This window comes from Pararhodobacter sp., from assembly GCF_034676075.1.
Taxonomy (GTDB): Bacteria; Pseudomonadota; Alphaproteobacteria; order Rhodobacterales; family Rhodobacteraceae; genus Pararhodobacter.
The window spans coordinates 31955-57213 of the sequence record NZ_JAUCCQ010000016.1 but is presented as its reverse complement, the minus strand read 5'-3'; the positions used below and the strand labels follow the sequence as shown (position 1 = coordinate 57213).

Genomic DNA, 25259 nt, shown 5'->3' with positions numbered 1-25259 from the left:
CCAGCGCGTTGGTGTGCAGCGACTGCGTGCCGCCCAGCGCCGCCGCCAGCGCCTCATAGGCGGTGCGGACGACGTTGTTGTAGGGGTCCTGTTCCTGCAACGACACGCCCGAGGTCTGGCAATGGGTCCGCAGCATCAGCGAACCCGATTTCTTCGGGTTGAACTCGGTCATGATGCGGTGCCAGAGCAGCCGCGCCGCCCGCAGCTTCGCCGCTTCCATGAAGAAATTCATGCCGATGGCGAAGAAGAAGCTGAGCCGCCCGGCGAAGGCGTCCACATCCATGCCCCGCGCCAGCGCCGCCCGGACGTATTCGCGCCCGTCAGCCAGCGTGAAGGCCAACTCCTGCACCAGGTTCGCGCCGGCTTCCTGCATGTGGTAGCCGGAGATCGAGATCGAGTTGAACTTCGGCATCTCGGCCGAGGTGTATTCGATGATATCCGCAATGATCCGCATCGAGGGCTCGGGCGGATAGACATAGGTGTTGCGGACCATGAACTCCTTGAGGATGTCGTTCTGGATGGTCCCGGAGAGCAGCTTGCGGTCGACGCCCTGCTCCTCGCCCGTGACGATGAAATTCGCCAGGATCGGGATCACCGCCCCGTTCATGGTCATCGAGACCGAGACCTTCTCCAGCGGGATGCCGTCGAAAAGGATCTTCATGTCCTCGACTGAATCGATGGCCACACCGGCCTTGCCCACATCGCCCACCACGCGCGGATGGTCGCTGTCATAGCCGCGGTGCGTGGCCAGGTCGAAGGCGACCGAGACGCCCTGCTGCCCGGCGGCCAAGGCCTTGCGATAGAAGGCGTTCGATTCCTCGGCGGTCGAGAAACCGGCATACTGGCGGATGGTCCAGGGGCGGCCCGCGTACATCGTCGCGCGGGGGCCGCGGGTGAAAGGCGCCATGCCGGGCATCGAGCCCAGATGGTCCAGCCCCTCCAGATCGGCCTCGGTATAGACCGGCTTCACCGCGATCCCCTCCAGCGTCTGCCAGGTCAGCGTCTCGGGCGAGGCGCCCTTCAGCTCCTTGGCGGCCAGCGCTTCCCAGGCTTTCATCTTGTCGGTCTCGGACATCGGGGTTCCTCCAAAGCGTCAGGCCGCGGCCAGGCGGGGCCGGGGCGAAATCTGTGTGATCACGGGTGCAATCGCCTGGGGATTGCTTATATGGGGGCGAAAGGGAGTCCTACCGCCGATGAAGTCCGTCCTCGTTGCGCTGCTCGTGCTGCTCGCGCCCCACGCATCCCTCGCGCAAACGGTCGAACCGGAGGCGGTGACGCCGGAATTGATGATCCTCGACGCGGCCGATGTGGACCCCGAGGATTTCCTCTGGACGCTGCGCATCGTCGCGGTGATGGCCGACAGCCCCAACGACCCCGCGTTCCAGCGCCAGATGCGCGACATCGCGGAACGGCCCGGCGACCTGCTGACCCGCGATGTGGTGGTGATCGTCGACAGCGACCGCAATTCAGGCAGCCTGCTGCGGCAGAGGCTCAGGCCCCGCGGCTTCATGCTGGCGATCATCGACAAGGACGGCGAGATCAAGCAGCGCCGCCCCGCCCCCCGCGACGTGCGCGAGATCGGCGACATGATCGACCGCTTCCCGCTCAGGCGCCAGGAATTGCTGGAGCGCCTGCCGGCGGGGCGGTAACCCGCGCGCCCCTGCCCCGCCCGAAGAGGCGTATTTGGGGCAGAATGAAGGGCGCGCGGCAGCACTTATTCGAACTCCATGATCACATCGTCGACCATCAGCGAGCCGCCGACGGTGGCGTTGATCTTCTTGACCACGCCCTTCTTCTCGGCGCGCAGGATGTTCTCCATCTTCATCGCCTCGACGGTGCAGAGCGCCTGGCCCTCGAAGACCTCGTCGCCCTCGTTCACCGACAGCTTCACCATCAGCCCCGGCATCGGGCAGAGCAGCAGCCGCGAGGTATCGGGCGGCATCTTCTCGGGCATCAGGCGGGCCAGTTCCGCCTGACGCGGGGTGCGGATATGCACCTTCAGATCAGCGCCGCGCACCCGGATGCGGTAGCCGCCGGTCACGCGGCCGACCTTCATCACCAAGGGCTCGCCATCGACCAGCACCCGGGCCAGCGTCTGCCCCGGCGTCCAGTCCGATTCGACCCGCATCGCCGCGCCATCGGCGAAGGCCACCGTGGCGCCGCCCCGGTCGGCGCGGATCGCCACCGGGAAATCCTCGCCCTGGATCGAGACGACCCAATCGTCGCCGACCTTGCGCTCGTGGTTGTCCATCCGGCCGGACAGCCGCGTGCGCCGGATCTCGGCCACCCGGTTCATCGCCGCCGCCGCCGCCGAGACGCGCTTGAGCATCGCGGCGGGAAGCGAGACGCCGTGGAAGCCTTCGGGGAATTCCTCGGCAATGAAGGCGGTGGTGATGTTGCCCGAGGTGAAGCGCGGATGGTCCATCACCGCCGCGCAGAACGGCAGGTTGTGGCCGATCCCCTCGACCTCGAACGTGTCGAGCGCCAGGCGCATTTCCTCGATCGCCTCGGCCCTGGTCTTGCCCCAGGTGCAGAGCTTGGCGATCATCGGGTCATAGTACATCGAGATCTCGCCGCCCTCGAAGACGCCCGTATCGTTGCGCACGATGCCGCCGCGGGTGGTCGGCCCTTCGACCGGCGGGCGGTAGCGGGTCAGACGGCCGATCGAGGGCAGGAAGTTGCGATAGGGATCCTCGGCATAGAGGCGGCTTTCCATCGCCCAGCCGTTGATCTTCAGGTCTTCCTGCTTGAAGGGCAGCGGCTCGCCATTGGCGACGCGGATCATCTGCTCCACGAGGTCGACGCCGGTGATGAGTTCCGTCACCGGATGCTCCACCTGCAGGCGGGTGTTCATCTCGAGGAAATAGAAGTTCCGCTCGCCATCGACGATGAATTCCACGGTCCCGGCGCTTGTATAGCCCACCGCCTTGGCCAGCGCGCAGGCCTGCTCGCCCATCGCCTTGCGGGTCGCCTCATCGAGGAAGGGCGAGGGCGCCTCTTCGATAACCTTCTGGTTGCGGCGCTGGATCGAGCATTCGCGCTCGTGCAGGTAGACGCAATTGCCGTGCTTGTCGGCCAGCACCTGGATCTCGATATGGCGCGGCTGCGTCACGAATTTCTCGATGAAGATCCGGTCGTCACCGAAGCTGTTCGCGGCCTCGTTCTTGGACGATTCGAACCCTTCGCGCGCCTCCTGCGCGTTCCAGGCGATGCGCATCCCCTTGCCGCCGCCGCCCGCGCTGGCCTTGATCATCACAGGATAGCCGATCTGGTCCGAGATCGTCACCGCCTCTTCGGCATCGGCGATCAGGCCCATGTAGCCCGGCACCGTGCTCACGCCCGCTTCCTGCGCCAGCTTCTTCGAGGTGATCTTGTCGCCCATCGCCTCGATCGCGGGGCTGGGCGGGCCGACGAAGATCACGCCTTCCTTTTCCAGCGCCTCGGCGAACTTCATGTTTTCGCTGAGGAACCCATAGCCCGGATGGACCGCTTCGGCGCCGGTCTGGCGGATCGCGTCCATGATCTTGTCGATGACGATATAGGATTGGTTGGCGGGCGGCGGGCCGATGTGCACCGCCTCATCGGCCATCTTCACATGCAGCGCGTTGCGGTCGGCATCGGAATAGACGGCGACCGTCTTGATGCCCATCTTGCGCGCCGACTTGATGACCCGGCAGGCGATTTCGCCGCGGTTGGCGATCAGGATCTTCTTGAACATGCTCACTCCCCCGCCCCGGACGGGGCCCCAAATTCGTTCTGTGCGGCGATGATCCGAGGGCGGCTCATGCGTCGTCCTCCTCGTCCCAGGGCTCATCCTCCTCGTCATCGTCCTCCTCCAGATCGTCGAAGATCTCAGGGAACGAGACGCGGGCCTTGGCCAGGTCGATGCGCAGCAGCGCGTCGTAGCTTTTCGGATCGAAGGGATCTTCCGCGGCCACCACCTCACGACCGAAGAGCCAGGACAGGCGCCCGGCATCGAGGTTGCCGCGCTCGAAGGGCTCCTCGCCGAAATGCTCCCAGAGCGCGGCCATGAAACCGCGGTCGGCGGCCCGGTCGGGCGCGCGACGGTCCTTGTAGCGCTCGCGCGCGATCAGGGGGGTGGCCCCTTCCTTCACGTTGGCGCGGCGGATGGTGAACTGGAAATCGGTGCCGGGCAGGCGCCCGGGAAAGCCGCGGTGCTTCAGCATGAGGTCACCCCCAGCGGCAGGCGGCGGGCGGGGGGGGGCGCGCCGGGCCCCGCCCGAAACTCTGTCACGCCCGAAGGCGCGCGGTCAGCGGTATTTCGGGGCGACCGGCTCGACGTAGATCGGCTGCGGCGCGGGCTCGACGGCGACGTACTCTTCTTGCTGGTGGTGGAAGTGGCTGCAACCACCCAGAACCGCCAGCGCGAGGGCACCGGCGAAAACGCCGATGGTCGATGTGGACATGCGTTACTCCTGCTCTCTTCGCGGTCCGGTCGCCGGGAGGTCCCGAGACGCCGGATGCTCTTTTCTGCACAAACCACATTGGTTGCGCTGTCCGCGAGCTTACCCGAAGGCAGAGGTCGAATCCAGTTTTTGTGTTCAAACATGGGGGCTTGCGAGGCGTTCTGTGGTTTTGTCGCACCAGGGCGCGAACTGGGTGAGGTGAAAAAATCAACATCTAGCGCCGGCTGGAAGTGCGGCCTCAGATGCTGGGGTCGGTGGGGTCCCGCCATCACAGCGGGATGTTGTCGTGTTTTTTCCACGGATTGCTCAGCTTCTTGCCGCGGAGCGAGGCAAAGGCCCGCGACACCCGGCGGCGGGTCGAACGGGGCTGGATCACCTCGTCGATGAAGCCCTTCTCGGCGGCGACGAAGGGATTGGCGAAGCGGTCCTCGTAATCCTTGGTGCGCGCCGCGATCTTCTCCTTGTCGCCCAGCTCGCTGCGATAGAGGATCTCGACCGCGCCCTTGGCCCCCATCACCGCGATCTCGGCGGTGGGCCAGGCATAGTTGAAATCGCCGCGCAGATGCTTCGACGCCATGACGTCATAGGCGCCGCCATAGGCCTTGCGGGTGATGACCGTGACCTTCGGCACCGTCGCCTCGCCATAGGCAAAGAGCAGTTTCGCGCCGTGCTTGATGACGCCGCCGTATTCCTGGCCGGTGCCGGGCAGGAAGCCCGGCACGTCGACCAGCGTCAGGATCGGGATCTCGAAGGCGTCGCAGAAGCGCACGAAACGGGCGGCCTTGCGGCTCGAATCGATGTCGAGGCACCCGGCCAGCACCATCGGCTGGTTCGCCACCACGCCCACCGTCTGGCCTTCCAGACGGATGAAGCCGGTGATGATGTTCTTGGCGAAATCCTGCTGGATCTCGTAGAAATCGCCCTCGTCCGCGACCTTCAGGATCAGTTCCTTCATGTCGTAGGGGGTGTTCGGATTGTCGGGGATCAGCGTGTCGAGGCTTTCCTCGATCCGGCCCGGCTCGTCGAAGAAGGGGCGGACCGGCGGCTTCTCGCGGTTGTTGAGCGGCAGGAAGTCGATCAGGCGGCGGACCTCGATCAGCGCCTCCACGTCATTCTCGAAGGCGCCATCGGCGACCGAGGATTTCCTGGTGTGGGTCGAGGCCCCGCCCAGTTCCTCCGCGGTGACGATCTCGTTCGTGACGGTCTTCACCACATCGGGGCCGGTCACGAACATGTAGGACGAATCGCGCACCATGAAGATGAAGTCGGTCATCGCCGGCGAGTACACGGCACCCCCGGCGCAGGGGCCCATGATCACCGAGATCTGCGGCACCACGCCCGAGGCCATGATGTTGCGCTGGAACACATCCGCATAGCCCGCCAGCGAGGCCACGCCTTCCTGAATCCGGGCGCCGCCCGAATCGTTCAGCCCGATCACCGGGGCGCCGTTCTGGATCGCCATGTCCATGATCTTGCAGATCTTCTGGGCATGGGTTTCCGACAGCGAGCCGCCGAAGACGGTGAAATCCTGGCTGAAGACATAGACCATGCGGCCGTTGACCGTGCCCCAGCCGGTCACCACGCCGTCCCCCGCCGGGCGGTCCTGCTCCATGCCGAAATCGGTGCAGCGATGGGCGACGAAGGTGTCGAATTCCTCGAACGAGCCCTCGTCCAGCAGCAGCTCGATACGTTCCCGCGCCGTCAACTTGCCCTTGGCGTGCTGGGCGTCGATGCGGCGCTGACCGCCTCCCAGACGCGCGGCCGCCCGCCGGTTCTCGAGCTCTTGCAGAATATCCTTCATCGCGCCCTCCTCGGATTTGGCGCGCAATGTACGTTCGCGCCTGCAGCAAAGGAAGCAAAATCGAGAAAATTTGCAAAGCACTTGGCAAGTGGTCAGTGCGAAATGCAAATCTGCTAATTCTGGCCGCTTGCACGGGGGTGCGGCCGGTTTATAGCCCGCAGTCAAACCGCAATTGCAACCCCCGGCGCGCCATGCCCCTGTCCGTCCCGCAGCAGACCATCCTGCTGCTGCTCGCCTCGAATGTTTTCATGACCTTCGCCTGGTACGGGCATCTGAAGTACCGCAGCGCGCCGCTGATCACCGTCATCCTGATCAGCTGGGGCATCGCCTTTTTCGAATACCTGCTGCAGGTGCCCGCCAACCGCATCGGGCACGAGGTCTTCTCGGCCGCGCAGCTGAAGACCATTCAGGAGGTCATCACGCTCAGCGTCTTCGCCGCCTTTTCGGTGTTCTATCTGAAAGAGCCGCTGACCTGGAATCACGCGCTGGGCTTCACGCTGATCGCTGCGGGCGCCGCGGTCATCTTTCACCGTCCGTTCTGAGGGCACTGGACACTCCCGGCGGGCGTCTTTACGCTTGTGAAATGAATGGTGTGACACCCCGGTTCCTGGACCGCAAAACCCCCCCGCATCTGGCGACGCTGATTCTGCTCTCGGCCGTCTCTGCGCTGTCGATGAACGTCTTCCTGCCGTCGCTGCCGAACATGGCGGAATATTTCGACGCGGATTACCGGCTGATGCAGCTGTCGATCTCGGTCTATCTGGCCTTCAGCGCCGTCCTGCAGCTGGTGATCGGCCCGCTGTCCGACCGTTTCGGGCGGCGCAACATCGTGCTGGTGTCGCTGGGCGTGTTCCTCCTGGCCAGCGTCGGCACGCTGCTTGCCCCCAACGCCACGGTCTTCCTGATCTTCCGCATGCTGCAGGCCTCGGTCGCGACCGGCATGGCCCTGGGCCGCGCCATCGTGCGCGACATGGTGGACGAGGACCGCGCGGCCTCGATGATCGCCTATGTGACGCTGGGCATGTCGATCGTGCCGATGCTGGGGCCGATCGTCGGCGGCGCGCTGGACGAGGTCTGGGGCTGGCAGGCCAGTTTCCTGCTGTTGGCGGTGCTGGGCGCGCTGGTTCTCTGGCTGGTCTGGGCCGATCTGGGCGAGACGATGGAGCGTCGCCCGTCGAGCTTCCGCGCCCAGATCGCCGATTATCCCGAGCTGCTGACCTCGCCGCGCTTCTGGGGCTATGTGCTGACCACGGCGTTTTCCTCGGGCGTGTTCTTCGCCTATCTCGGCGGCGCGCCCTTCGTCGGATCCGAGATCTATGGCCTGACCCCCAGCGAGCTGGGTCTCTTCTTCGGCGTGACCGGCGTCGGCTATGGCATGGGCAATTACCTGTCGGGCCGCTATTCCACGCGCTTCGGCGTGGTGCGGATGATCATCTACGGCAATATCGGCATGGCCATCGGCATCGTGGTGCAGATCTTCGCCGTCGCCACCGGCTGGGGCGGCGCGGCGGGGTTCTTCGTGCCCTTCCTGATCGTCGGCATCGGCAACGGGCTGGTGCTGCCCAATTCGAACGCCGGGATGCTGTCGGTCCGCCCGGCACTGGCGGGCACTGCGGCGGGCCTGGGCGGCGCCTTCATGATCGGCGGCGGCGCGGCGCTTTCGGCCATGGCCGGGGCCATGCTCACCGAAGAGACCGGCGCCTGGCCGCTGATCGTGATCATGAGCGCCTCGATGATCGGCTCGATCCTGTCGATCCTGCTGGTCATCCGCCGCAACAGGCAGCTGGGCCTCTGAGCCCGCTTGGCAAGACCGCTTTGCAAAGCTAGGGTTCAGGCATTGCAAAGCGGGAGGCTGCGATGGCCGTGCAGAAGCTTTATGCGGGGGCAAAGCTGCGCGAGATCCGCTCGCGGCTGCAGCTGACGCAGAAGGAATTCGCGGCCCGGCTGGGCGTCTCGCTGCCCTATCTCAATCAGATGGAGAACAACAACCGCCCGGTCTCGACCGCGGTGGTGCTGGCCTTGGCGCGCGAATTCGGCACCGATGTGACAGAGCTGTCCACCGGCGACAGCGAGCGCATGGTCACCGACCTGCGCGAGGCTTTGGCCGATCCGGTGTTTCCCGCCCCGGCGCCCTCGGCCGCGGATCTGCGGCTGGTGGCCTCGAACGCGCCCGGGGTGGCCCGCGCCCTGCTGGCCCTGCACCGGGCCTATCGTCAGACACATGAACGTCTGGCATCCCTGGACGAGGCTTTGGGCCGCGATGACAGGATGTTACGCGCCTCGCCCTGGGAGGAGGTGCGCGACTTCTTCCATTACTGCGACAATTACCTCGATGCCGTCGACCGCGCCGCCGAGCATTTCGCCCAGGGGCCGGAAAGCATCGAGGCGAAGGCGGGGAAATTGCTGGAGCGGCGCAGCATCGGCTTGCAGTTTTCCGATGATCCGATGCTCAGACGCTACGATCCCCAGCGTCGGATCCTCACTTTATCAACAAAAGCCACCGGCGCGACCCGCCGCTTCCAGCTGCTGCACCAGATCGCCCTGCTGACCCAGAACGAGCTGCTGGAGGCGACGCTGGACCTGGCCCGTTTCCAATCGGACGAGGCAAGGGGCATCGCCAAGATCGGGCTGGCCAATTACTTCGCCGGGGCCGCGCTGCTGCCCTATCGTGCCTTCCTGACTGCGGCGCAGGAAACCCGCCACGATCTGGAGATGCTGGCCGACCGTTTCGGCGCCTCGATCGAGCAGGTCGCGCACCGGCTTTCGACCCTGCAGCGGCCGGGTGCCAAGGGCGTGCCCTTTTATTTCGTCCGGGTCGATCAGGCGGGTACGATCACCAAGCGGCATTCGGCGACGCGGCTGCAATTCGCCCGCTACGGCGGCGCCTGCCCGCTGTGGAACGTGCATCAGGCCTTCGAGACGCCGGGCCGTTTCCTGCGCCAGCTGGCCGAGACGCCGGACGGCGTGCGGTACTTCTCCCTGGCCCGGGACGTGTCGAAAAGCGGCGGCTCGTTCCGGGCGCCGGTGCGGCGCTATGCCATCGGCCTTGGCTGCGAGATCCGCCATGCCGATCAGCTGACCTATGCCGACGACATGGACCTGAGCCATCCGCAGGCCTTCGAGCCGATCGGCATTTCCTGCCGGATCTGCGCCCGACCCGATTGCCACCAGCGCTCGGTCCCGCCGCTGGAGCAGGAGCTGCGCATCGACCCCGACCGGCGGGGCGTGCTGCCCTATGCCATCGCCGAACAGAGCGGCCCCTGAACGCGAAAGGGGCCGCCCGGAAGCGGCCCCTTCAGGCGGTCTGTCGCGCGGTTCAGGCGGTTTCGCGCAGCTTGGCGGCGATCTGGTCCTTCAACGCCATGCGCGTCTTGCGCAGCGCGGTTTCATGCTCTTCCGTCACCGGCTCGACCTTGGTTTCGGCGCGGTGGATGGCCTTGTTCACCTCGTGATACTCGTCGAAGAGCTTGGCGAAATGCGCGTCCGCGGTCTTCAGCGCATGCATGCGCTCGACCTCGGCGGGGAATTCTTCGGCCAGTTCGTGGGGCGTGTTGGACATGCTCGTCTCCGTTCGTTGCCCCTGCAGGCTAGCCCGCCGAATCGCTGAAGCCCTTGATCTGGATCAGAAGCTGACCCCGCGATGCAGAATTATCGGCACGACCAGATCTTCCTCGTCGCTCAGATGCCGGTCGAGGAAGCGGGCGAAGGGCTTCAGCGCCTCATCGAGCCGCGCCGCCGTCTCGCGCGGGGGCTGGTTTTCGGACAGCGCCTTCAGCACCGCATTGGTGCGGTCGGCCAGCGCGTGCAGATGGGCGTCCAGCGTGTGGTGGTCGGCGTCGAGCAGCGCGAACCCGTGTTCGAGGCGCGGCTCGGTCTGGGACAGCAGCGGGAAATAATGGTGATCCTCGACCTGATGGTGGCCGTGCAGGTCATTGAGCAGCGTGCCCGCCAGCCGGACCAGCATCTGCGGCTCGGGCTCGGCATCGCGCTCGATGATGCCGCGGGCGCGGTCCTGCAGCAGCGGCAGCAGGCGGCGGAAGCCGAGGTGCCGTTCGAGCCAATAACTGGTCAGGCCGTGGAAATGCGGATGCGCCTCCCAGGCCTCGCGCGGGTAATCGGCCAGGAGAATGCGCAGCGCTTCGGGCAGCGACTCGCGGGTTTCAAGCTCGTCCATCGGGGTCCTTTCTGAACGCGGCGGTCAGCGGCGGGCGCGGCGCCATCCGGCGGCGCGCGCCTCGGCTTCGGTGCAGAACCAGCGCTCGCCCCGCCCCGTGTCGATCCGGGTGCGATCATAATCGCGCTGGCCGGGCAGATGATAGACCCGCCCGCTGTCCGAGATATTGCCCTTGATCGCGCAGGCGCCCCGGGGCGCCTGCTGCGGCTCTTCCGTCACCGAGGAGCGGTGCGCGGCGCGAAAATCCTCGGGCAGGGTGACGCCGCGCCCGCCGTCCCGCCAGAGACCGCGCTCTTCCGCCCGGGCCACGCGTTCGGCGCCGACGTAATCGAGGGCATAGCGGCGATAGGCGAAGGCCGCCCCGCCCTGCACCATGGCCTGCCCCAGATCGCCGCGCCCGGCGTCGCAGCGCGCCAGCACCCGGCCATAGCGGTCAGGCGCCCCCTCGGAACAGGTGACGCGCCGCCCGCCGATCAGCCGCGCGAGTTCGTCCCGCGCCCAGCGCCCGCAGGCCCAGTCGCCACAGGGCTGGTCCATTTCCGGTGCGTCGATGCCGAAGAGGCGGATGTGCACCCCCGCCACCTCCAGCGTGTCGCCGTCGATGACCCGGGCCACCCCCCGGATGTCAGCCTGCGCCGCCCCGGCCAGCATGAGAACGAGAAGTGAACAAATCTTTAACATGCCCCCGATCTACGGGGGCCGGACTCCGGCCGCAAGGGCGTCGTCAAGATTTCCTTAACGCTGCGCCACCGCCCAGTCGGGGTTGATCCAGGGCTCAAGATTTGAGGCAGGCAGCGGGCCCTTCCCCAAGATATGGTCCGCCATCTTCTCACCCACCAGGATCGAGGGCCCGTTGAGATTGCCGTTGGTGATGCGCGGGAAGATCGAGCTGTCGGCCACGCGCAACCCCTCGACCCCGATCACCCTTCCCTGCGGATCGACCACCGCCATCGGGTCGTCACGCCGCCCCATGCGGGCCGTGCCGCAGGGGTGGAAGGCCGATTCGGCGTGTTCGCGGATGAAGGCGTCGAGCGCCTCGTCCGATTGCACCGCCGCGCCCGGCTGGATCTCGTGCTTCACATGCAGCGCCATGGCAGGCTGCTCCATGATCTCGCGCGTCAGGCGGATGGCGGCGCGGAAGTCGGTCCAGTCGTCGGGATGGGACATGTAGTTGAAGCGGATCACCGGATTGTCGGCGGGATCCTTCGAGCGCAGCCGCACGCTGCCCCGGGACTTGGAGCGCATCGGCCCGACATGGGTCTGGAACCCGTGCCCCTCGGCCACGGCGCGGCCGTCGTAGCGCACGGCGATGGGCAGGAAATGGTACTGGATATCGGGATAGTCGACACCCGCCGCCGAGCGGATGAAACCGCAGCTTTCGAACTGGTTCGAGGCGCCGGGCCCGCGGCCCAGGATCATCCATTGCGCGCCGACCCAGGCCTTGCCCCAGAGGTTCCAGTATTTGTAGAGCGAGATCGGCGTCTTGGTGGCGAATTGCAGGTAGAGTTCCAGATGGTCCTGCAGGTTCGCGCCGACGCCCGGCCGGTCGGCCACCACCGCGATGCCGTGCTCTGCCAGATGCGCGGCCGGACCGATGCCCGAGAGCATCAGCAGTTTCGGGGTGTTGAGGGATGAGGCGGCGAGGATCACCTCGCGCCCAGCGGTGATGACCCGGCCGTCCGACAGTTCGACGCCGGTGGCCTTTCCGCCCTCGATCACCACTTTCGCGGCGAGGCCCCGGACCAGCCGCACCCGCCCGGTCTTCAGCGCCGGTTTCAGATAGGCCCGGGCCGCCGACCAGCGCACGCCGCCCTTGATCGTCGCCTCCATGGCGCCGAAGCCTTCCTGCTGCTGGCCGTTGTAATCGCGGGTGACGGGATAGCCCGCCTGGCGCCCGGCCTCGATGAAGGCATTGAACAGCGGATTCTCGCGCCTGCCCCGGCTGATGTGCAGCGGGCCGTCGCTGCCGCGCCAGTCGGCGCCGCCGCCAGCATCGGCCTCGCCATGCCAGGTTTCCAGCCGTTTGAAATAGGGCAGCACATCGGCATAGGACCAGCCGTCCGCCCCCTGTTCGGCCCAATGGTCATAGTCGCGGGCGTGGCCGCGCACATAGACCATGCCGTTGATCGAGGAGGAGCCGCCGATCACCTTGCCGCGCGGCGTGACCAGCGAGCGCCCGCCGAGGCCGGGCTCGGGCTCGGACGCCATGCCCCAATCGTAGCGCTTCATGTTCATCGGGTAGCTCAGCGCCCCCGGCATCTGGATGAAGGGCCCGGCGTCCGAGCCGCCGAATTCCACGACGATCACCGAATGCCCCGCCTCGGCCAGGCGGAACGCCACCGCCGACCCGCCCGAACCGGCGCCTACGATCACATACTCGGCCTGCATGTCAGCGTCCCTTCAGGGCCAGCGTCAGATAGGCCTCGACCCGCGCCGTGGCCCGGGCCGCATCGGGCGATTCCGCGCCCAGCGCGGCGTGCAGATAGGCCCCGTCGATCATCGCCGCAATGGAGGAGGCAACCTCGACCGCCGCGGCGCCCAGACGGGGGCGCAGGGCGTGGGTCAGGTTCGACACGATGCGCTTTTGATAGACGTTGAGAAGGCGCCGCGCCTCGGGCAGGGTCTGGGCCAGGACGTAGAAATTGAGCCAGGCCGCCACCACCTCGCGCCGGAAATTGGCGCCCGCGAACGAGGCCCGGATCACCGCCCGCGCCCGCCCCTCGCCGCCCTCGGCACTGGCCAGCGCGCCGCGTACCTCGGCACCGTAGACGGTCAGCACATGGCGCATGGCAGCCAGGAACATCGCCTCTTTCGAGCCGAAATAATGATGCGCCAGCGCCGAGGACATGCCCGCGCGCTTGGCGATCCGGGCAACCGTCACCTCGAGCGAGCCCACGGCTCCGATCTCGGTGATTGTGGCCTTGATCAGCGAGGCACGTCGTATAGGCTCCATCCCGATCTTGGGCATCGTACGTTCCCTTCCACCCGGTTCGGACTCGGCCCGCCCCGCAATTTTTGTTGATTCCGTGCTAGACCAATGTTTATTGATCAGTCAATCAACAAAAATATTCTGACAGGAGAGACAATGCGCATTACCCGCTTTTCGCTGACCACCGCCGTTCTGGCCCTGGCAACCGCCCCCGCCTTCGCCGATTGCGGCACCGTCCGTTTCTCGGATGTGGGCTGGACCGACATCACCGCCACCACCGCCGTCGCCACCACGATCTTGGACGCGCTGGGATATGAGACCGAGACGCTGGTGCTGTCGGTGCCGGTGACCTACACCTCGATGGCCAACGGCGATATCGACGTGTTCCTCGGCAACTGGATGCCGACGATGGAGGCCGATATCGCCCCGTTCCGCGAGGCGGGGACCGTCGACACGGTGCGCATGAACCTGACCGGCGCCAAATACACGCTGGCCACCAATGCCGCCGGCGCCGCGCTGGGCATCGCCTCCTTCGCCGATATCGCCGCGCATCGCGACGCGCTGGGCGGCCATATCTATGGCATCGAGCCGGGCAATGACGGCAACCGCCTGATCCTCGACATGATCTCGGCCGACGCTTTCGGGCTTCAGGGCTTCGAGGTGGTGGAAAGCTCGGAACAGGGGATGCTGGCGCAGGTCCAGCGCTCGGACCGCCGCAACGAGCCGGTGGTGTTCCTGGGCTGGGAGCCGCATCCGATGAACGCCAATTTCCAGATGACCTATCTGGAAGGCGGTGACGATTACTTCGGCCCGAACCTGGGCGGCGCCGAGATCTACACCAACACCCGCGCGGGCTATGTCACCGAATGCCCGAACGTGGGCCGGCTTCTTGGCAACATGGAATTCACCCTGGCCATGGAGAACGAGATCATGGGCGCGATCCTCAATGACGGGACCGAGCCCGGTGCCGCGGCCCGGGCCTGGCTGGCCGACCACCGCCATGTCCTCAGCCCCTGGATGGTCGGCGTGACCACGCTGGATGGCGGCGACGGCCTGGCCGCCGTGAACACCGCGCTCGACGGCTGATCCCCTCCTGACCCCGGCCCCTGCGGGCCGGGGCCTTCGCATCCGGTGGAGCACGTATGGCCGACCCGATTTCCGACGCCGTGACCGGGGCCAAGATCCCTGTCGGGCGCACCGTTGCCACCCTCTTTACCTGGGTGCAGGACAATTTCTGGCCGTTCTTCGACGCGGTCGAACTGGGGCTGCGGACCGCGGTGGATGCGCTGTCCACGGCGCTGATGGCACCCCATCCCCTGATCATCATCGCCATCTTCGCGGCGATCACCTGGGCCTTGCAGCGCAAATGGGTGGCGGTCGCCATCGTCGTCGGCTGCGCGCTGTTTGCCTGGAACCAGAATTACTGGGACCTGACGATGCAGACGCTGGTTCTGGTGCTGGGCTCCTGCGCGGTCTGCATGGCGGTGGGGGTGCCGCTGGGCATCTTCAGCGCCCATCACCCGAAATTCTACCGCTTCCTGACCCCGGTTCTGGACCTGATGCAGACGCTCCCGACCTTCGTCTATCTGATCCCGGTGCTGGTGCTCTTCGGCCTTGGCATGGTCCCGGGGCTGGTCGCGACCGTGATCTTCGCCATGCCCGCCGCCATCCGGCTCACCGAACTCGGCATCCGCTCCACCCCCACCGCGCTGAGCGAGGCGGCGACCGCCTTCGGCTCGACCAACATGCAGCGGATCTTCAAGGTCGAGCTGCCCTGGGCCTTTCCCCAGATCATGACCGGGCTCAACCAGACGATCATGCTGTCGCTGTCGATGGTGGTGATCGCCGGACTGGTCGGCGCGCCGGGGCTGGGCGTGCCGGTGGTGCGCGCGCTCAATTCGGTCAACGCGGCCCTGGGCTTTGAATCGGGCGCGGTGATCGTCGCCGTCGCCATCATGCTGGACCGCATGCTGCGGGTGGAGGCCAAATCGTGACCGACGCCACAGAAGCCCCCACCGAAACCATCGCCGTCCCGGCCGAGCCGAAGACCGCCGTCTCGTTCCGCCATGTTTCCATCGTGTTCGGCGACAATCCCTGGCGTGCCATTCCGCTGATGGAGACCGGCCAGTCCCGCAGCGACATCCAGAAGGAAACCGGCCAGATCCTGGGCGTGCACGATTGCTCCATCGACGTGGCGCAGGGCGAGATTCTGGTGCTGATGGGTTTGTCGGGCTCCGGCAAGTCCACGCTGCTGCGGTCCGTCAACGGCCTCAACCCCATCGTGCAGGGCGAGGTCATCGTCCATGACGACGAGTGGAGCGCCTCGGTCGGGACCGCCAGCAAGGCGGAACTGCGCAAGCTCAGGCGCGAATGCGTGGCCATGGTGTTCCAGCAATTCGGCCTGCTGCCCTGGCGCTCGGTGCGCGAGAATGTGGGCCTCGGGCTGGAACTGGCGGGTGTCGGCCGCAAGGAGCGGACCCGGCGGGTCGAGGAGCAGCTGGAACTCGTCGGCCTCTCGCAATGGGCCGGGCGCAAGGTGGCTGAACTCTCGGGCGGGATGCAGCAGCGCGTGGGCCTCGCCCGCGCCTTCGCCACCGAGGCGCCGATCCTGCTGATGGACGAGCCCTTCAGCGCGCTGGATCCCCTGATCCGCACCCGCTTGCAGGACGAGCTTCTGGACCTGCAGGCGCGCTTCAAGCGTACGATCATCTTCGTCAGCCATGACCTCGACGAGGCCTTCAAGCTGGGCAGCCGCATCGCCATCATGGAGGGCGGGCGGATCATCCAATGCGGCACCCCGTCCGAGATCTACACCAAGCCCGCCAATGGCTATGTTGCGGATTTCGTGGCGCATATGAACCCGCTGGGCGTGCTGACCGCGCGTGATGCGATGGTGCCGGCGCCCAGCCCGATGCCCGCGGGCCTGACCCTGCCCGCAGCGACGCCGCTGAAGGCGGCGATGGAGCGGCTGGCCGAGGGGCGCGGTCGGATCCTGCTGACCGAGGGCGGGCAGGTCGTGGGCCTGCTGACCGACGCGAGCGCGGTGGCGGCGCTTGTGGCGCAGCGGGGCGATGGCGGGCGGGCCGAGGAGGCGGTCTGAGCCCCTAGCCGTCCGAATATTGCGACTTGTCGATGCCGAGCTTCTGCATCTTCTCGTACAGCGTCTTCCGCGACAGGCCCAGCGCCTCGTACACCGGCTTCAGTGCCCCGCCCGAGGCCATCAGCGCCCGCACGATCTCGGCCTTCTCGAAGGCCGCGACGCGGTCGGACAGGCGCCCGCCCTCGCCCCAGGTCTCGCCCGCGGGCTCGACCGGCCCCTGCAGGCCCAGTCCCAGCGCGCAGCGTTCGGCGGCGTTGCGCAATTCGCGCACATTGCCGGGCCAGTCACGGGCCATGATCGCCTCAACCAGCGAGGGCGGCGGCGTCACCGGCTCCACCCGGTTGCGGCCCGCGGCCTCGGCCAGAAGCCGGGCGAAGAGCAGCGGGATATCCTCGCGCCGGGCGGTCAGCGGCGGCACATTCAGGCTGACCACGGCCAGCCGATAGAAGAGGTCGGCACGGAACCGCCCCTCGGTCACCTCATGCTCCAGCGGCATGCGCGAGGTGGCGATGAAGCGGATATCCACCGGCCGCGCCTCGTTCGACCCCAAGGGCTGGATGGTCCGCTCCTGAATGACCCGCAAGAGCTTCCCCTGCAGGCCCATCGGCATCGACCCGATGTCATCGAGCAGCACCGTCCCCCCCCGCGCATGTTCGAACCGGCCATAACGCGCCCGCATGGCGCCCGGGAAGGCGCCCGGCTCATGGCCGAAAAGCTCGCTCTCGATCTGCGCCTCGGGCAGGGCCGCGCAATCGATGGCGATGAAGGGCTTCGCGGCGCGGGCCGAAAGGTCGTGCAGCGCCCGTGCCACCACCTCCTTGCCGGTGCCGGTATCGCCGGTGATCAGCACGTCGGTCTCGGCCGGGCCGATGGTGCGGACCCGTCGCCGCAGGTCGATCATCACATTGGACCGCCCCACCAGCCGCTGTTCCAGATCGTCCGCCTGCCCGGCCGAGGCCCTGAGCACCCGGTTCTCCAGCACCAGCCGCCGGTAATCCATGGCCCGGGCGCAGGTTTCGGCCAGCTGCGCGGCGGAAAACGGCTTCTCGATGAAATCATGCGCACCCTCGCGCATCGCCCGGACGGCCAGCTGCACGTCGGAATGGCCGGTGATCAGGATTACCGGCACCTCGCGGTCGATGCCGTGGATCTGGTTCATCAGGCTGATCCCGTCGAGCCGCGGCATGCGGATGTCGGTGACGACGATGCCGTTGAAACCGAAGGAGATCAGCGCCGGCACATCCTCGGGCTGGTCGGTGTCCAGAACCTCGAACCCGGCCAGATCCAGCGCCTGCGCCGTCGATTGGCGCAGGTCGGCATCGTCGTCCACCAGCAGGATACGGCCCCGGGTCATGCCGCTTTTTCGCCTTGGGCGAGCGGCAGCACAAGGGTGAAGACGGCGCCGCCCTCGGGCCGGTTGGCCACGGCCAGCGTACCGCCGAAATCATGGACGATGTTGTAGCTGATCGACAGGCCCAGCCCCAGCCCCTTGCCCACCCCCTTGGTCGAGAAGAACGGATCGAAAATCCGCTCGACCAGCTGCGGCGCGACGCCCGGTCCGCTGTCGGCGATGGTCAGCACCGCCGTGCCGGCCTGCTGCCGGGCGCTGACGGCGATGCTGCGGGCGTCGGCGTCTTCCAGCGCGTCGATGGCGTTCGACAGGATGTTGACCAGCACCTGCTGCAGCCGCACCGGCCCGGCGCGGACCGCAAGCGGCGGGACCTCGACCGTCAGGGCGATAGACTGCGCCCTGAGCCGCCAGCCCAGCAGCTCCAGCGCCGAGGCGACGGCCTCGGTCAGTGCAACGTCGGAGAGCTGGCTGTTCGGTTTGCGGGCAAAATTGCGCAGATGCTTGGACAGGTCGCCCATGCGGCCGATCAGGCCGAGGATGCGGTCGATATTGCCCTTGGCATCCTCGATCCGCCCGCGCTCGATCAGCAGTTGCGCGTTCTCGGCATAGTTGCGGGCGGCGCCCAGCGGCTGGTTGAATTCGTGGCTCAGCGCGGCCGACATCTGCCCCAGCGCCGCCAGCTTGCCGGCCTGCACCAGATCGGCCTGCGTGGCTCTGAGCCGCTCTTCAGTGGCCCGACGCTCGGCGACCTCGCCCTCCAGCCGGGTGTTGACCGCGGCGAGTTCGGCGGTGCGTTCGTCCACCCGGCGTTCCAGCTGCGCCTGCGCCTCGGCCTGCAGCGCCAGACGCTCGCGCAACGCCGCCCGCCGCTGGGCGACGATGACCAGCGCCAGCACCGCCAGCACCACCGCCAACGCCCCCAGGGCCAGCCGGGTCAGAGCCTGCTGGCGGGCGGGCGCGGTATCGACCAGAACCTGCACGGTCCAGTCCGCCCCGGCCATGGCCGAGGACATCACCCGGTATTCGGCCCCCTGCAGCCGCCAGAGCGGCCCGCCATCCGGCCCCGTCGCCCGGACCAGCGGCAATTCGGTCAGCTGCCGGTCGGCGTAGCGGCGGGTCGAGCGGGTGCGCTCCAGCCGTTCCGGCGTCAGCGGCCGGGTCGCGCCGAAGGTCCAGGCGGGGTTGGTGGACATGAAGACGATATCCTCGGGGTCGGTCACCAGAACCTCGGTCCCCGATCCGCGCCAGCCGTCCTCGATGGCGTCGAGGTCGATCTTGATCACCATGACGCCCGCGGGCGCATCGTCGATCAGCACCGGCGCGCCGAAGTAATAGCCCCGGACCCGCGAGGTGGTGCCCAGCGCGTAGAACCGTCCCTGCCCCTGTGACAGGGCTTCGGTGAAATAGGGGCGGAAGACGAAATTGCCGCCGACGAAGCTGAGCGGCTGGTCGAAATTCGAGGCGGCGAGCGTCAGCCCCTGCAGGTTCATCACATAGATGTCCGAGGCCTGCAGCAGCTGCGCCGTGGCCCTGAGGTAGAGGTTCGCGGCCTCGACACGCTCGGGATCGCGGGGGCGGTAGAGCAGCTCGTGCACCACCTCCTGCTGGGCCAGCAGGCCCGGCAGCCGGTCGAAGCGCCGCAGCTGCCCGTCGAGTGCGGCGATGGCCAGACCGAGCGTGCTTTCGCCCTGTCGGGTCAGATCGGCCAGCGCCGCGCGGTGCAGACGGTGATAGGCGAGGCTCCCCAGCCCGACCGCCACCAGCAGCGTCAGCGTCGCCAGCACCACCCAGAAGGCCCGCCCCGTCGGTTCGACCGCGGGGGCAACGGGCGGCAGGTCCGCGATCTGACCGGGCGTGTCACTCATGCTGGTTTCTTAGCATGGGACCGGGCCACGCCAAAGCCCGGCAGTGGCGCGGATTCATGTCAGACATTCGCGTAGACCGCCGCGCCGCCACGTCCCGTCAGAGGACGGAACGGGCCTGCGCGGCGGGCCGAAATGTTTGATTTGTCGCAGATATGGCCAAGGAAGCCCGCTCTGCGCCCCAAAAAGCGCAGAAAAGTCTCAGCTCTCCGAGCGGCGGGCCGGCTTGTTGCGGAAGCGGCGGGGCTTCTGGCCGCGCTCTTCGGCGAAAGCCTCGGCCAGCGCCGGATGGACCCGGGGCTTGCGCGGCTTGGCGGGTTTGGCCGCGGCCTCGCCGGTCTTCGGCCCCTGACCGCCGGTCTTCGGCGCGCCGGGCTTGCCGCCGGATTTGGCTCCGGGCTTCGCCCCCGTCTTGGCGCCACCGGGCTTGCCGCCCTGCGGACGCCCGCCGCCCCGGCCTTGATTGGTCGCCGCCCGCGCCTTGGTGCGCGCGGCCTCGGCCAGCGCCTCGGGCCAGGGTTCGCCGCCGATCACCTCGATCTTCTGCTTGGTCAGCGCCTCGATGGCGCGCAGGTCGGCCATTTCGGCCGGGGCGCAAAGCGCCACCGCCCGCCCATCACGCCCGGCCCGCGCGGTGCGGCCGATGCGGTGGACGTAGTTCTCGGGCACGTTCGGCAGGTCGAAATTGTAGACATGCGCGACCAGCGGGATGTCGAGCCCCCGCGCCGCAACATCGGTCGCCACCAGCACCTTGGTCTCGCCGGCGCGGAACGAGGCCAGCGTGCGCTCGCGCTGACCCTGGCTCTTGTTGCCGTGGATCGAGCCCACCGAGAAGCCCCAGGACGCCAGCAGCTTCGACAGCTTCTCGGACCCGTGCTTGGTGCGACCGAAGACCAGCGCCAGCTCGTCGGGATGCTTGCGGAGGTATTCCTCCAGCAGTTTCGCCTTGTCGCCCTGGGCCACGAAATGCACGGCCTGTTCGATCTTGTCGGCAGCCTTGCCGGGCGGCGAGACCTGCACCCGGACCGGCCGGTCGAGATAGGTCTCGGCGATCTCGGACATGTCCTTGGGCATGGTCGCGCTGAACAGCATCGTCTGCCGTTCCTTGGGCAGGTGGCGGGCGATCTTGCGCAGGGCGTGGATGAAGCCGAGGTCGAGCATCTGGTCGGCCTCGTCCAGGACCAGCATCTGCACCTTGGCCAGCGACACGGCCGAGCGCTCCAGCAGGTCGATCAGCCGCCCCGGCGTCGCCACCAGCACGTCGCAGCCGCGCACCAGCCGGTCCATCTGCCGGTTGATCGAGGCGCCGCCGACCACGGTGACGATCGAGGTGGGCAGGCCCTGCGCCAGCTGCGCCAGCGCCTCGGCGATCTGTTGCACCAGCTCGCGGGTCGGGGCCAGGATCAGGGCGCGGGCGCTCTTCGGCCCGGGCTTGCCCTGCCCTTGCAGCCGGTGCAGGATCGGCAGGCCGAAGGCCAGCGTCTTGCCGGTGCCGGTCTGGGCCAGCCCCATCAGGTCGCGCCCTTCCATCAGCGCCGGGATGGCCCGGGCCTGGATGGGGGTGGGCTGATCCTTGCCGGTCCGCTCAAGCGCCGCCAAGAGAGCAGGCGCGAGCCCCAGCATCGAGAATTCGGTCATGTCGTTCCTTTCGGGCGCCAGCCATGCAAGCGGCGCATGCAGCGCCCGCCGCGCGGCGCAGGGCACCGGGCGGGCAAGCCTGCCAGATGGGGCAGCCCTGCCCGGAAGTCAAGCAGGGCAGCGGCAAACGGGCGTGGCGTCACAACAGCACCCTTGATTTGTTGGGGATTCATGGCATCCTTTTGCGGGTGACAACAGACTTCCTGCGCCCGCGCCTCTCCCAGGCAGCCCGCACGACCCGAAGGCCTGGCTGCACGGCCCGCCGACAATGACGTCGCGGGAAACATGAGAGGAATGGGTACGGACATGGCCACTGGCACCGTAAAATGGTTCAACGCGACCAAAGGGTATGGCTTCATCGCCCCCGATGGTGGCGGCAAGGACGTTTTCGTCCACATCTCGGCGGTGGAACGCGCCGGGCTGAAAGGTCTGCAGGATAACCAGAAGATCAGCTTCGAGCTGCAATCGGGCCGCGATGGCCGGTCCTCGGCTTCGGACCTCAAGCTGCTCTGAGCCTTCGCCCGACCCGGCCGCTTCTCGAAGCCCGCCGGGCTTACCGGCGGGCTTTGTCCCTGGCGTCGATACGAGACGACGCGGGCGGGCGAGCCCCCGCCTGAAGGAACCGCCTCAGGCCACGCCAAGCGCGGCGCGCGCAGCCGGGGTCCAGCCCAGATACCAGACGCCCCCCGCCCGGATCACCGGCCGTTTCATCAGCGCCGGATGCTGCGCGAGAAGCTGCGCCGGGGGTTGTGCGCGCTCCTCCTCGGACAGGCCGCGCCAGGTGGTCGAGGCCCGGTTGACCAGCGCCTCCCCGAATTCATTGAGCAGAACGGCGATCTCGGCATCGGTCAGCGGCGTGGCGCGGATGTCGCGGAACTCGGCCGCGGGCAGGGATTTCAGGGCCTTGCGGCAGGTGTCGCAGGTCTTCAGGCCCCAGAGCTGCAGGGTCATGGCGGGTTCCTTCCGGTCAAAGGGGGCGGGGGGGGGGGGGGGGGGGGGGCCCCTCGCGCCCCGTCGGGGGCCCTGCCCCCGGACCCCCGGGATATTTGCCGCGCAAAGATGCAGGATCGGGACGGCGAGGGGAAGTCACTGCGAACGTCACTCCCGCCGGGGCGGGCTGCGATGGGCGCAGAGGGGGCCGGTGGCGAGGTCCTCGAGGATCGGGCAATCCGGGCGCCCGTCGCCGGCGCAGGCCGAGACCAGCCCCGCCATCGTCGCCCGCATGGCCTGCAATTCGGCGATGCGGGTGTCGATCCGGGCGAGGTGGTCGGCGGCGAGGCGTTTGACATCCTCGCTGGCCCGGCTGGCGTCGTCATAGAGCCCCAGAAGGGCGCGGCAATCCTCGATGGAGAAGCCCAGCCCCCGGGCGCGGTTGAGGAAGGCCAGGCGATGGACCTCATCGGCGCCGAAGGCGCGGTAGCCGTTGCCGTCGCGTTTCGGACGGATGAGGCCGATCTCCTCGTAATAGCGGATGGTCTTGGCGGGCAGGCCCGAGGCCGCCGCCGCTTCGCCGATGTTCATGCGGCCTCCAGTACCGGGCGCAGGGCCTTGAGCCGGAGCGCGTTGGTGAGAACGAAGATCGAGCTGAGCGCCATGGCAGCGGCGCCGAGGATGGGCGAGAACTGGATCCCGAAGGCGGGATAGAGCACCCCCGCCGCCACCGGAATCAGCGCCGCGTTATAGGCGAAGGCCCAGAACAGGTTCTGACGGATGTTGCGCAGCACCCGGCGCGAGAGGTGGATGGCGTTGACCACCGCCGACAGGTCGCCCGACATCAGCACCACCTCGGCGGCCTCGACAGCCACATCGGTGCCGGTGCCAATGGCGAGGCCGACATCCGCCGCCGCCAGCGCCGGGGCGTCGTTGATGCCGTCGCCGACGAAGGCCACCGTGGCGCCGTCCCGGCGCAGGGCCTGGATGGCGGCGACCTTGCCCTCGGGCAGGACCTCGGCCTCGACATGGTCAATGCCGAGCCTTGCGGCGATGGCCCGCGCCGTGGGCGCCGCGTCGCCGGTCACCATGGCGGTCCGGAGGCCCAGCGCATGCAGCGCGTCGATGGCCGGTTTGGTGGTCGGCTTGATGCGGTCGGCGACGATGAAGAGCGCCAGCACCGTGCCATCCGCCGCCAGATAGAGGGGCGTGCCCCCTTCGGCCGCCGCCCGATCCGCAAGGGCGGGCAGATCGCCCAGCGCGATCCCCTCGCGGTCCATCAGCCGTTTGGCGCCCAAAAGCAGCGACTGGCCGCCAACCCGGGCCGACAGGCCGAAGCCCGCGATGGCGGTGGCGCCCTCGGCCGGGGCCAGCGTCAGCTCCCGTTCGGCCGCCGCGCGCAGGATGGCCCCGGCGATCGGATGTTCCGAGCCCGATTCGGCCGCTGCCGCCAGCGCCAGCGCCGCATCTTCGGCCGTGCCGGGCGCCGGGTGGATTGCAACCAGCGCAGGCCTGCCCTCGGTCAGCGTGCCGGTCTTGTCGAAGGCCACGACCTGCACCCCTTGCAAGGCTTGCAAGGCATCGCCCCGGCGGAACAGCACGCCCATCTCGGCCCCCCGCCCGGTGCCGACCATGATCGAGGTGGGCGTGGCCAGCCCCATGGCGCAGGGGCAGGCGATGATCAGCACCGCGACGCCCGCGACCATGGCCTGCGCCAGCCCCGGGCCCCAGCTCAGCCAGATCACGAAGGTCAGCGCGGCGATCCCCATGACCACCGGCACGAAGACCCGGGTCACCCGGTCGACCGCCGCCTGGATCGGCAGCTTGGCGCCCTGGGCCTCCTCGACCATGCGGATGATGCGGGCGAGCATCGTGTCGGCGCCGACCCGTTCGGCCCGGTAGGTCATCGCGGCGCTGCCGTTGACGGTGCCCGCGGTGAGGGGCGCGCCCGGCTCCTTCTCGACCGGGACCGGCTCGCCGGTGATCATGCTTTCATCGAGCCAGGAATGCCCGGTCTCGACCACGCCATCGACCGCCACCCGTTCGCCGGGGCGCAGGTGCAGCAGGTCGCCGGGGCGAATCTCGTCGATCGGCACTTCCTGGATCAGGCCCGCGCGGTCCAGACGGGCGGTTTTCGGCTGCAGGCCGACCAGTTTCTCGATGGCCGCGCCCGTGCGGCCCTTGGCGCGGGCCTCCAGCCAGCGGCCCAGCAGGATCAGCGTGACGATCACCGCCGCGGCCTCGAAATAGACCACGCGCGAGGCTTCGGGCAGCAGGCCCGGGGCGAAGGTGGCCAGCGTCGAATAGCCCCAGGCGGCGGTCGCCCCCAGCACGACGAGCGAGTTCATGTCGGGCGTGCCGTGCAGGAGCGCGGGCACCCCGGCGCGGTAGAACCGCAGGCCGGGGCCGAAAAGGACGGCCGAGGTCAGCAGGAATTGCGCGACCCAGAGGGGAAATTGCCCGAAGATCCCGTGCAGCCAGTGGTGGAAGGCGGGGACCATGTGGCCGCCCATCTCCAGCACGAAGACCGGCAGGGTGAGCGCGGCGGCGATCAGCACGGCGCGGGCGAGCTTCGCCTGTTCCTCGCCCTTGTGGCGGGCCAGATCCTCGCGCGAGGTTTCAGTGGCAACGCGGGCCTCGTAGCCCGCCGAGCGCACCGCCTCGGCCAGCTTTTCGGGAATGCCAGTGAGGGCGAGGTGGCGCACGGTGGCGGATTCGTCGGCCAGATTGACGCTGGCCGCGGTCACGCCCGGCACCTTCTGCAACACCCGCTCGACGCGCGAGACGCAGGAGGCGCAGGTCATGCCGCCAATGGACAGGCGCGTCACATCCTCGGCCGCGGTGAAGCCCGCGCTTGCGAGTTTCTCGGCCAGGCGCGAGGGTTCGGCGGCGCCGTCGATGGCGACGGTGCCGGTCACGAAATTGGCGCGCACGCCGGTCACGCCCTCTTCCTTGCCCAGCATCCGCTCGACGCGGGCGGTGCAGGAAGCGCAGGTCATGCCGTCAATGCGCAGGGTCTGGGTAGTCGGAATATCGGTCATCGGACC

24 protein-coding genes are annotated in these 25259 nt (G+C 67.9%); 8 read left to right on the top strand and 16 right to left on the bottom strand.

The window, feature by feature from the left end:
• A partial coding sequence (locus VDQ18_RS07950) for a methylmalonyl-CoA mutase family protein (RefSeq protein ID WP_323020438.1) occupies positions 1-1075 on the bottom strand: 1075 nt, incomplete at its 3' end.
• Between the two features lie 118 nt (positions 1076-1193).
• Between VDQ18_RS07950 and VDQ18_RS07945 the strand changes: the two genes are divergently transcribed.
• Positions 1194-1649, top strand: coding sequence for a DUF4174 domain-containing protein (locus VDQ18_RS07945; protein ID WP_323020437.1), 456 nt, complete (start codon positions 1194-1196; stop codon positions 1647-1649).
• Between the two features lie 65 nt (positions 1650-1714).
• On the opposite strand, the gene VDQ18_RS07940 is transcribed toward VDQ18_RS07945, so the two are convergent.
• The 4 genes from VDQ18_RS07940 to VDQ18_RS07925 all read right to left on the bottom strand — a co-directional run bounded on the left by VDQ18_RS07940 (position 1715) and on the right by VDQ18_RS07925 (position 6228).
• Positions 1715-3718, bottom strand: coding sequence for an acetyl/propionyl/methylcrotonyl-CoA carboxylase subunit alpha (locus VDQ18_RS07940; protein WP_323020436.1), 2004 nt, complete (start codon positions 3716-3718; stop codon positions 1715-1717).
• 64 nt (positions 3719-3782) lie between these two features.
• A complete protein-coding gene (locus tag VDQ18_RS07935; protein ID WP_323020435.1) occupies positions 3783-4187 on the bottom strand; it encodes a hypothetical protein in 405 nt (134 codons plus the stop codon).
• Positions 4188-4271: 84 nt separating this feature from the next.
• The gene (locus tag VDQ18_RS07930; RefSeq protein WP_157957954.1) at positions 4272-4427 is read right to left on the bottom strand and encodes a hypothetical protein; all 156 of its coding nucleotides are present in this window, start codon (positions 4425-4427) and stop codon (positions 4272-4274) included.
• Positions 4428-4695: 268 nt separating this feature from the next.
• Positions 4696-6228 (bottom strand): acyl-CoA carboxylase subunit beta, encoded by a 1533-nt coding sequence (locus VDQ18_RS07925; protein ID WP_323020434.1) that lies wholly within the window; start codon positions 6226-6228, stop codon positions 4696-4698.
• A 191-nt stretch (positions 6229-6419) separates the two neighbouring features.
• Here VDQ18_RS07925 and VDQ18_RS07920 point away from each other — a divergent pair, with 191 nt between their 5' ends.
• From VDQ18_RS07920 to VDQ18_RS07910, 3 genes are all read left to right on the top strand, one after another.
• Positions 6420-6770, top strand: a complete 351-nt coding sequence (locus VDQ18_RS07920; RefSeq protein ID WP_323020433.1) for a DMT family protein — start codon at positions 6420-6422, stop codon at positions 6768-6770.
• A gap of 50 nt (positions 6771-6820) precedes the next feature.
• Positions 6821-8023 carry a multidrug effflux MFS transporter gene (locus tag VDQ18_RS07915; protein ID WP_323020432.1) on the top strand — a complete coding sequence of 401 codons (1203 nt, stop codon included), beginning with the start codon at positions 6821-6823 and terminating at the stop codon, positions 8021-8023.
• A 62-nt stretch (positions 8024-8085) separates the two neighbouring features.
• Entirely contained in the window at positions 8086-9492 is a 1407-nt protein-coding gene (locus VDQ18_RS07910) for a helix-turn-helix domain-containing protein (RefSeq protein ID WP_323020431.1), read from the top strand.
• 52 nt (positions 9493-9544) lie between these two features.
• Here VDQ18_RS07910 and VDQ18_RS07905 read toward each other — a convergent pair whose 3' ends face one another.
• The 5 genes from VDQ18_RS07905 to betI form a co-directional block, all read right to left on the bottom strand.
• Complete coding sequence (locus VDQ18_RS07905; RefSeq protein WP_323020430.1) at positions 9545-9787, bottom strand: YdcH family protein; 243 nt, start codon at positions 9785-9787, stop codon at positions 9545-9547.
• Positions 9788-9850: 63 nt separating this feature from the next.
• Positions 9851-10402 (bottom strand): hemerythrin domain-containing protein, encoded by a 552-nt coding sequence (locus VDQ18_RS07900; protein WP_323020429.1) that lies wholly within the window; start codon positions 10400-10402, stop codon positions 9851-9853.
• 24 nt (positions 10403-10426) lie between these two features.
• Positions 10427-11083, bottom strand: a complete 657-nt coding sequence (locus VDQ18_RS07895) for a thermonuclease family protein (RefSeq protein ID WP_323020428.1) — start codon at positions 11081-11083, stop codon at positions 10427-10429.
• A gap of 54 nt (positions 11084-11137) precedes the next feature.
• Positions 11138-12790 (bottom strand): choline dehydrogenase, encoded by a 1653-nt coding sequence (gene betA, locus VDQ18_RS07890; RefSeq protein ID WP_323020427.1) that lies wholly within the window; start codon positions 12788-12790, stop codon positions 11138-11140.
• Between the two features lies 1 nt (position 12791).
• Positions 12792-13370: a choline-responsive transcriptional repressor BetI gene (gene betI / locus VDQ18_RS07885; RefSeq protein WP_323020426.1), complete on the bottom strand. Its 579-nt coding sequence runs from the start codon at positions 13368-13370 to the stop codon at positions 12792-12794.
• Between the two features lie 117 nt (positions 13371-13487).
• On the opposite strand from betI, the gene VDQ18_RS07880 reads away from it, so the two are divergent.
• The 3 genes from VDQ18_RS07880 to choV are packed head-to-tail and all read left to right on the top strand — an operon-like array spanning position 13488 to position 16431.
• A complete protein-coding gene (locus VDQ18_RS07880) occupies positions 13488-14417 on the top strand; it encodes a choline ABC transporter substrate-binding protein (protein WP_323020425.1) in 930 nt (309 codons plus the stop codon).
• A 56-nt stretch (positions 14418-14473) separates the two neighbouring features.
• A complete protein-coding gene (gene choW, locus VDQ18_RS07875) occupies positions 14474-15325 on the top strand; it encodes a choline ABC transporter permease subunit (protein ID WP_323020424.1) in 852 nt (283 codons plus the stop codon).
• Positions 15322-16431, top strand: a complete 1110-nt coding sequence (gene choV / locus VDQ18_RS07870; protein WP_323020423.1) for a choline ABC transporter ATP-binding protein — start codon at positions 15322-15324, stop codon at positions 16429-16431. Before choW ends, choV begins: the two co-directional genes overlap by 4 nt.
• Before the next feature lie 4 nt (positions 16432-16435).
• Here the strand turns inward: choV and VDQ18_RS07865 are convergent, their stop codons facing one another.
• The 3 genes from VDQ18_RS07865 to VDQ18_RS07855 form a co-directional block, all read right to left on the bottom strand.
• Positions 16436-17785: a sigma-54 dependent transcriptional regulator gene (locus tag VDQ18_RS07865; protein WP_323020422.1), complete on the bottom strand. Its 1350-nt coding sequence runs from the start codon at positions 17783-17785 to the stop codon at positions 16436-16438.
• Complete coding sequence (locus VDQ18_RS07860) at positions 17782-19647, bottom strand: sensor histidine kinase (protein ID WP_323020421.1); 1866 nt, start codon at positions 19645-19647, stop codon at positions 17782-17784. Before VDQ18_RS07860 ends, VDQ18_RS07865 begins: the two co-directional genes overlap by 4 nt.
• Before the next feature lie 198 nt (positions 19648-19845).
• Positions 19846-21282 carry a DEAD/DEAH box helicase gene (locus VDQ18_RS07855; protein WP_323020420.1) on the bottom strand — a complete coding sequence of 479 codons (1437 nt, stop codon included), beginning with the start codon at positions 21280-21282 and terminating at the stop codon, positions 19846-19848.
• A gap of 306 nt (positions 21283-21588) precedes the next feature.
• Here VDQ18_RS07855 and VDQ18_RS07850 point away from each other — a divergent pair, with 306 nt between their 5' ends.
• Positions 21589-21795 carry a cold-shock protein gene (locus tag VDQ18_RS07850; protein WP_323020419.1) on the top strand — a complete coding sequence of 69 codons (207 nt, stop codon included), beginning with the start codon at positions 21589-21591 and terminating at the stop codon, positions 21793-21795.
• 114 nt (positions 21796-21909) lie between these two features.
• Here the strand turns inward: VDQ18_RS07850 and VDQ18_RS07845 are convergent, their stop codons facing one another.
• The 3 genes from VDQ18_RS07845 to VDQ18_RS07835 form a co-directional block, all read right to left on the bottom strand.
• On the bottom strand, positions 21910-22227 hold the full coding sequence (locus VDQ18_RS07845; RefSeq protein ID WP_323020440.1) for an arsenate reductase family protein: 318 nt from the start codon (positions 22225-22227) through the stop codon (positions 21910-21912).
• Between the two features lie 153 nt (positions 22228-22380).
• The gene (locus tag VDQ18_RS07840) at positions 22381-22803 is read right to left on the bottom strand and encodes a Cu(I)-responsive transcriptional regulator (protein ID WP_323020418.1); all 423 of its coding nucleotides are present in this window, start codon (positions 22801-22803) and stop codon (positions 22381-22383) included.
• On the bottom strand, positions 22800-25253 hold the full coding sequence (locus VDQ18_RS07835) for a heavy metal translocating P-type ATPase (protein WP_323020417.1): 2454 nt from the start codon (positions 25251-25253) through the stop codon (positions 22800-22802). The genes VDQ18_RS07840 and VDQ18_RS07835 overlap by 4 nt, the downstream gene beginning before the upstream one ends.
• Between the last annotated feature and the right edge of the window lie 6 nt (positions 25254-25259).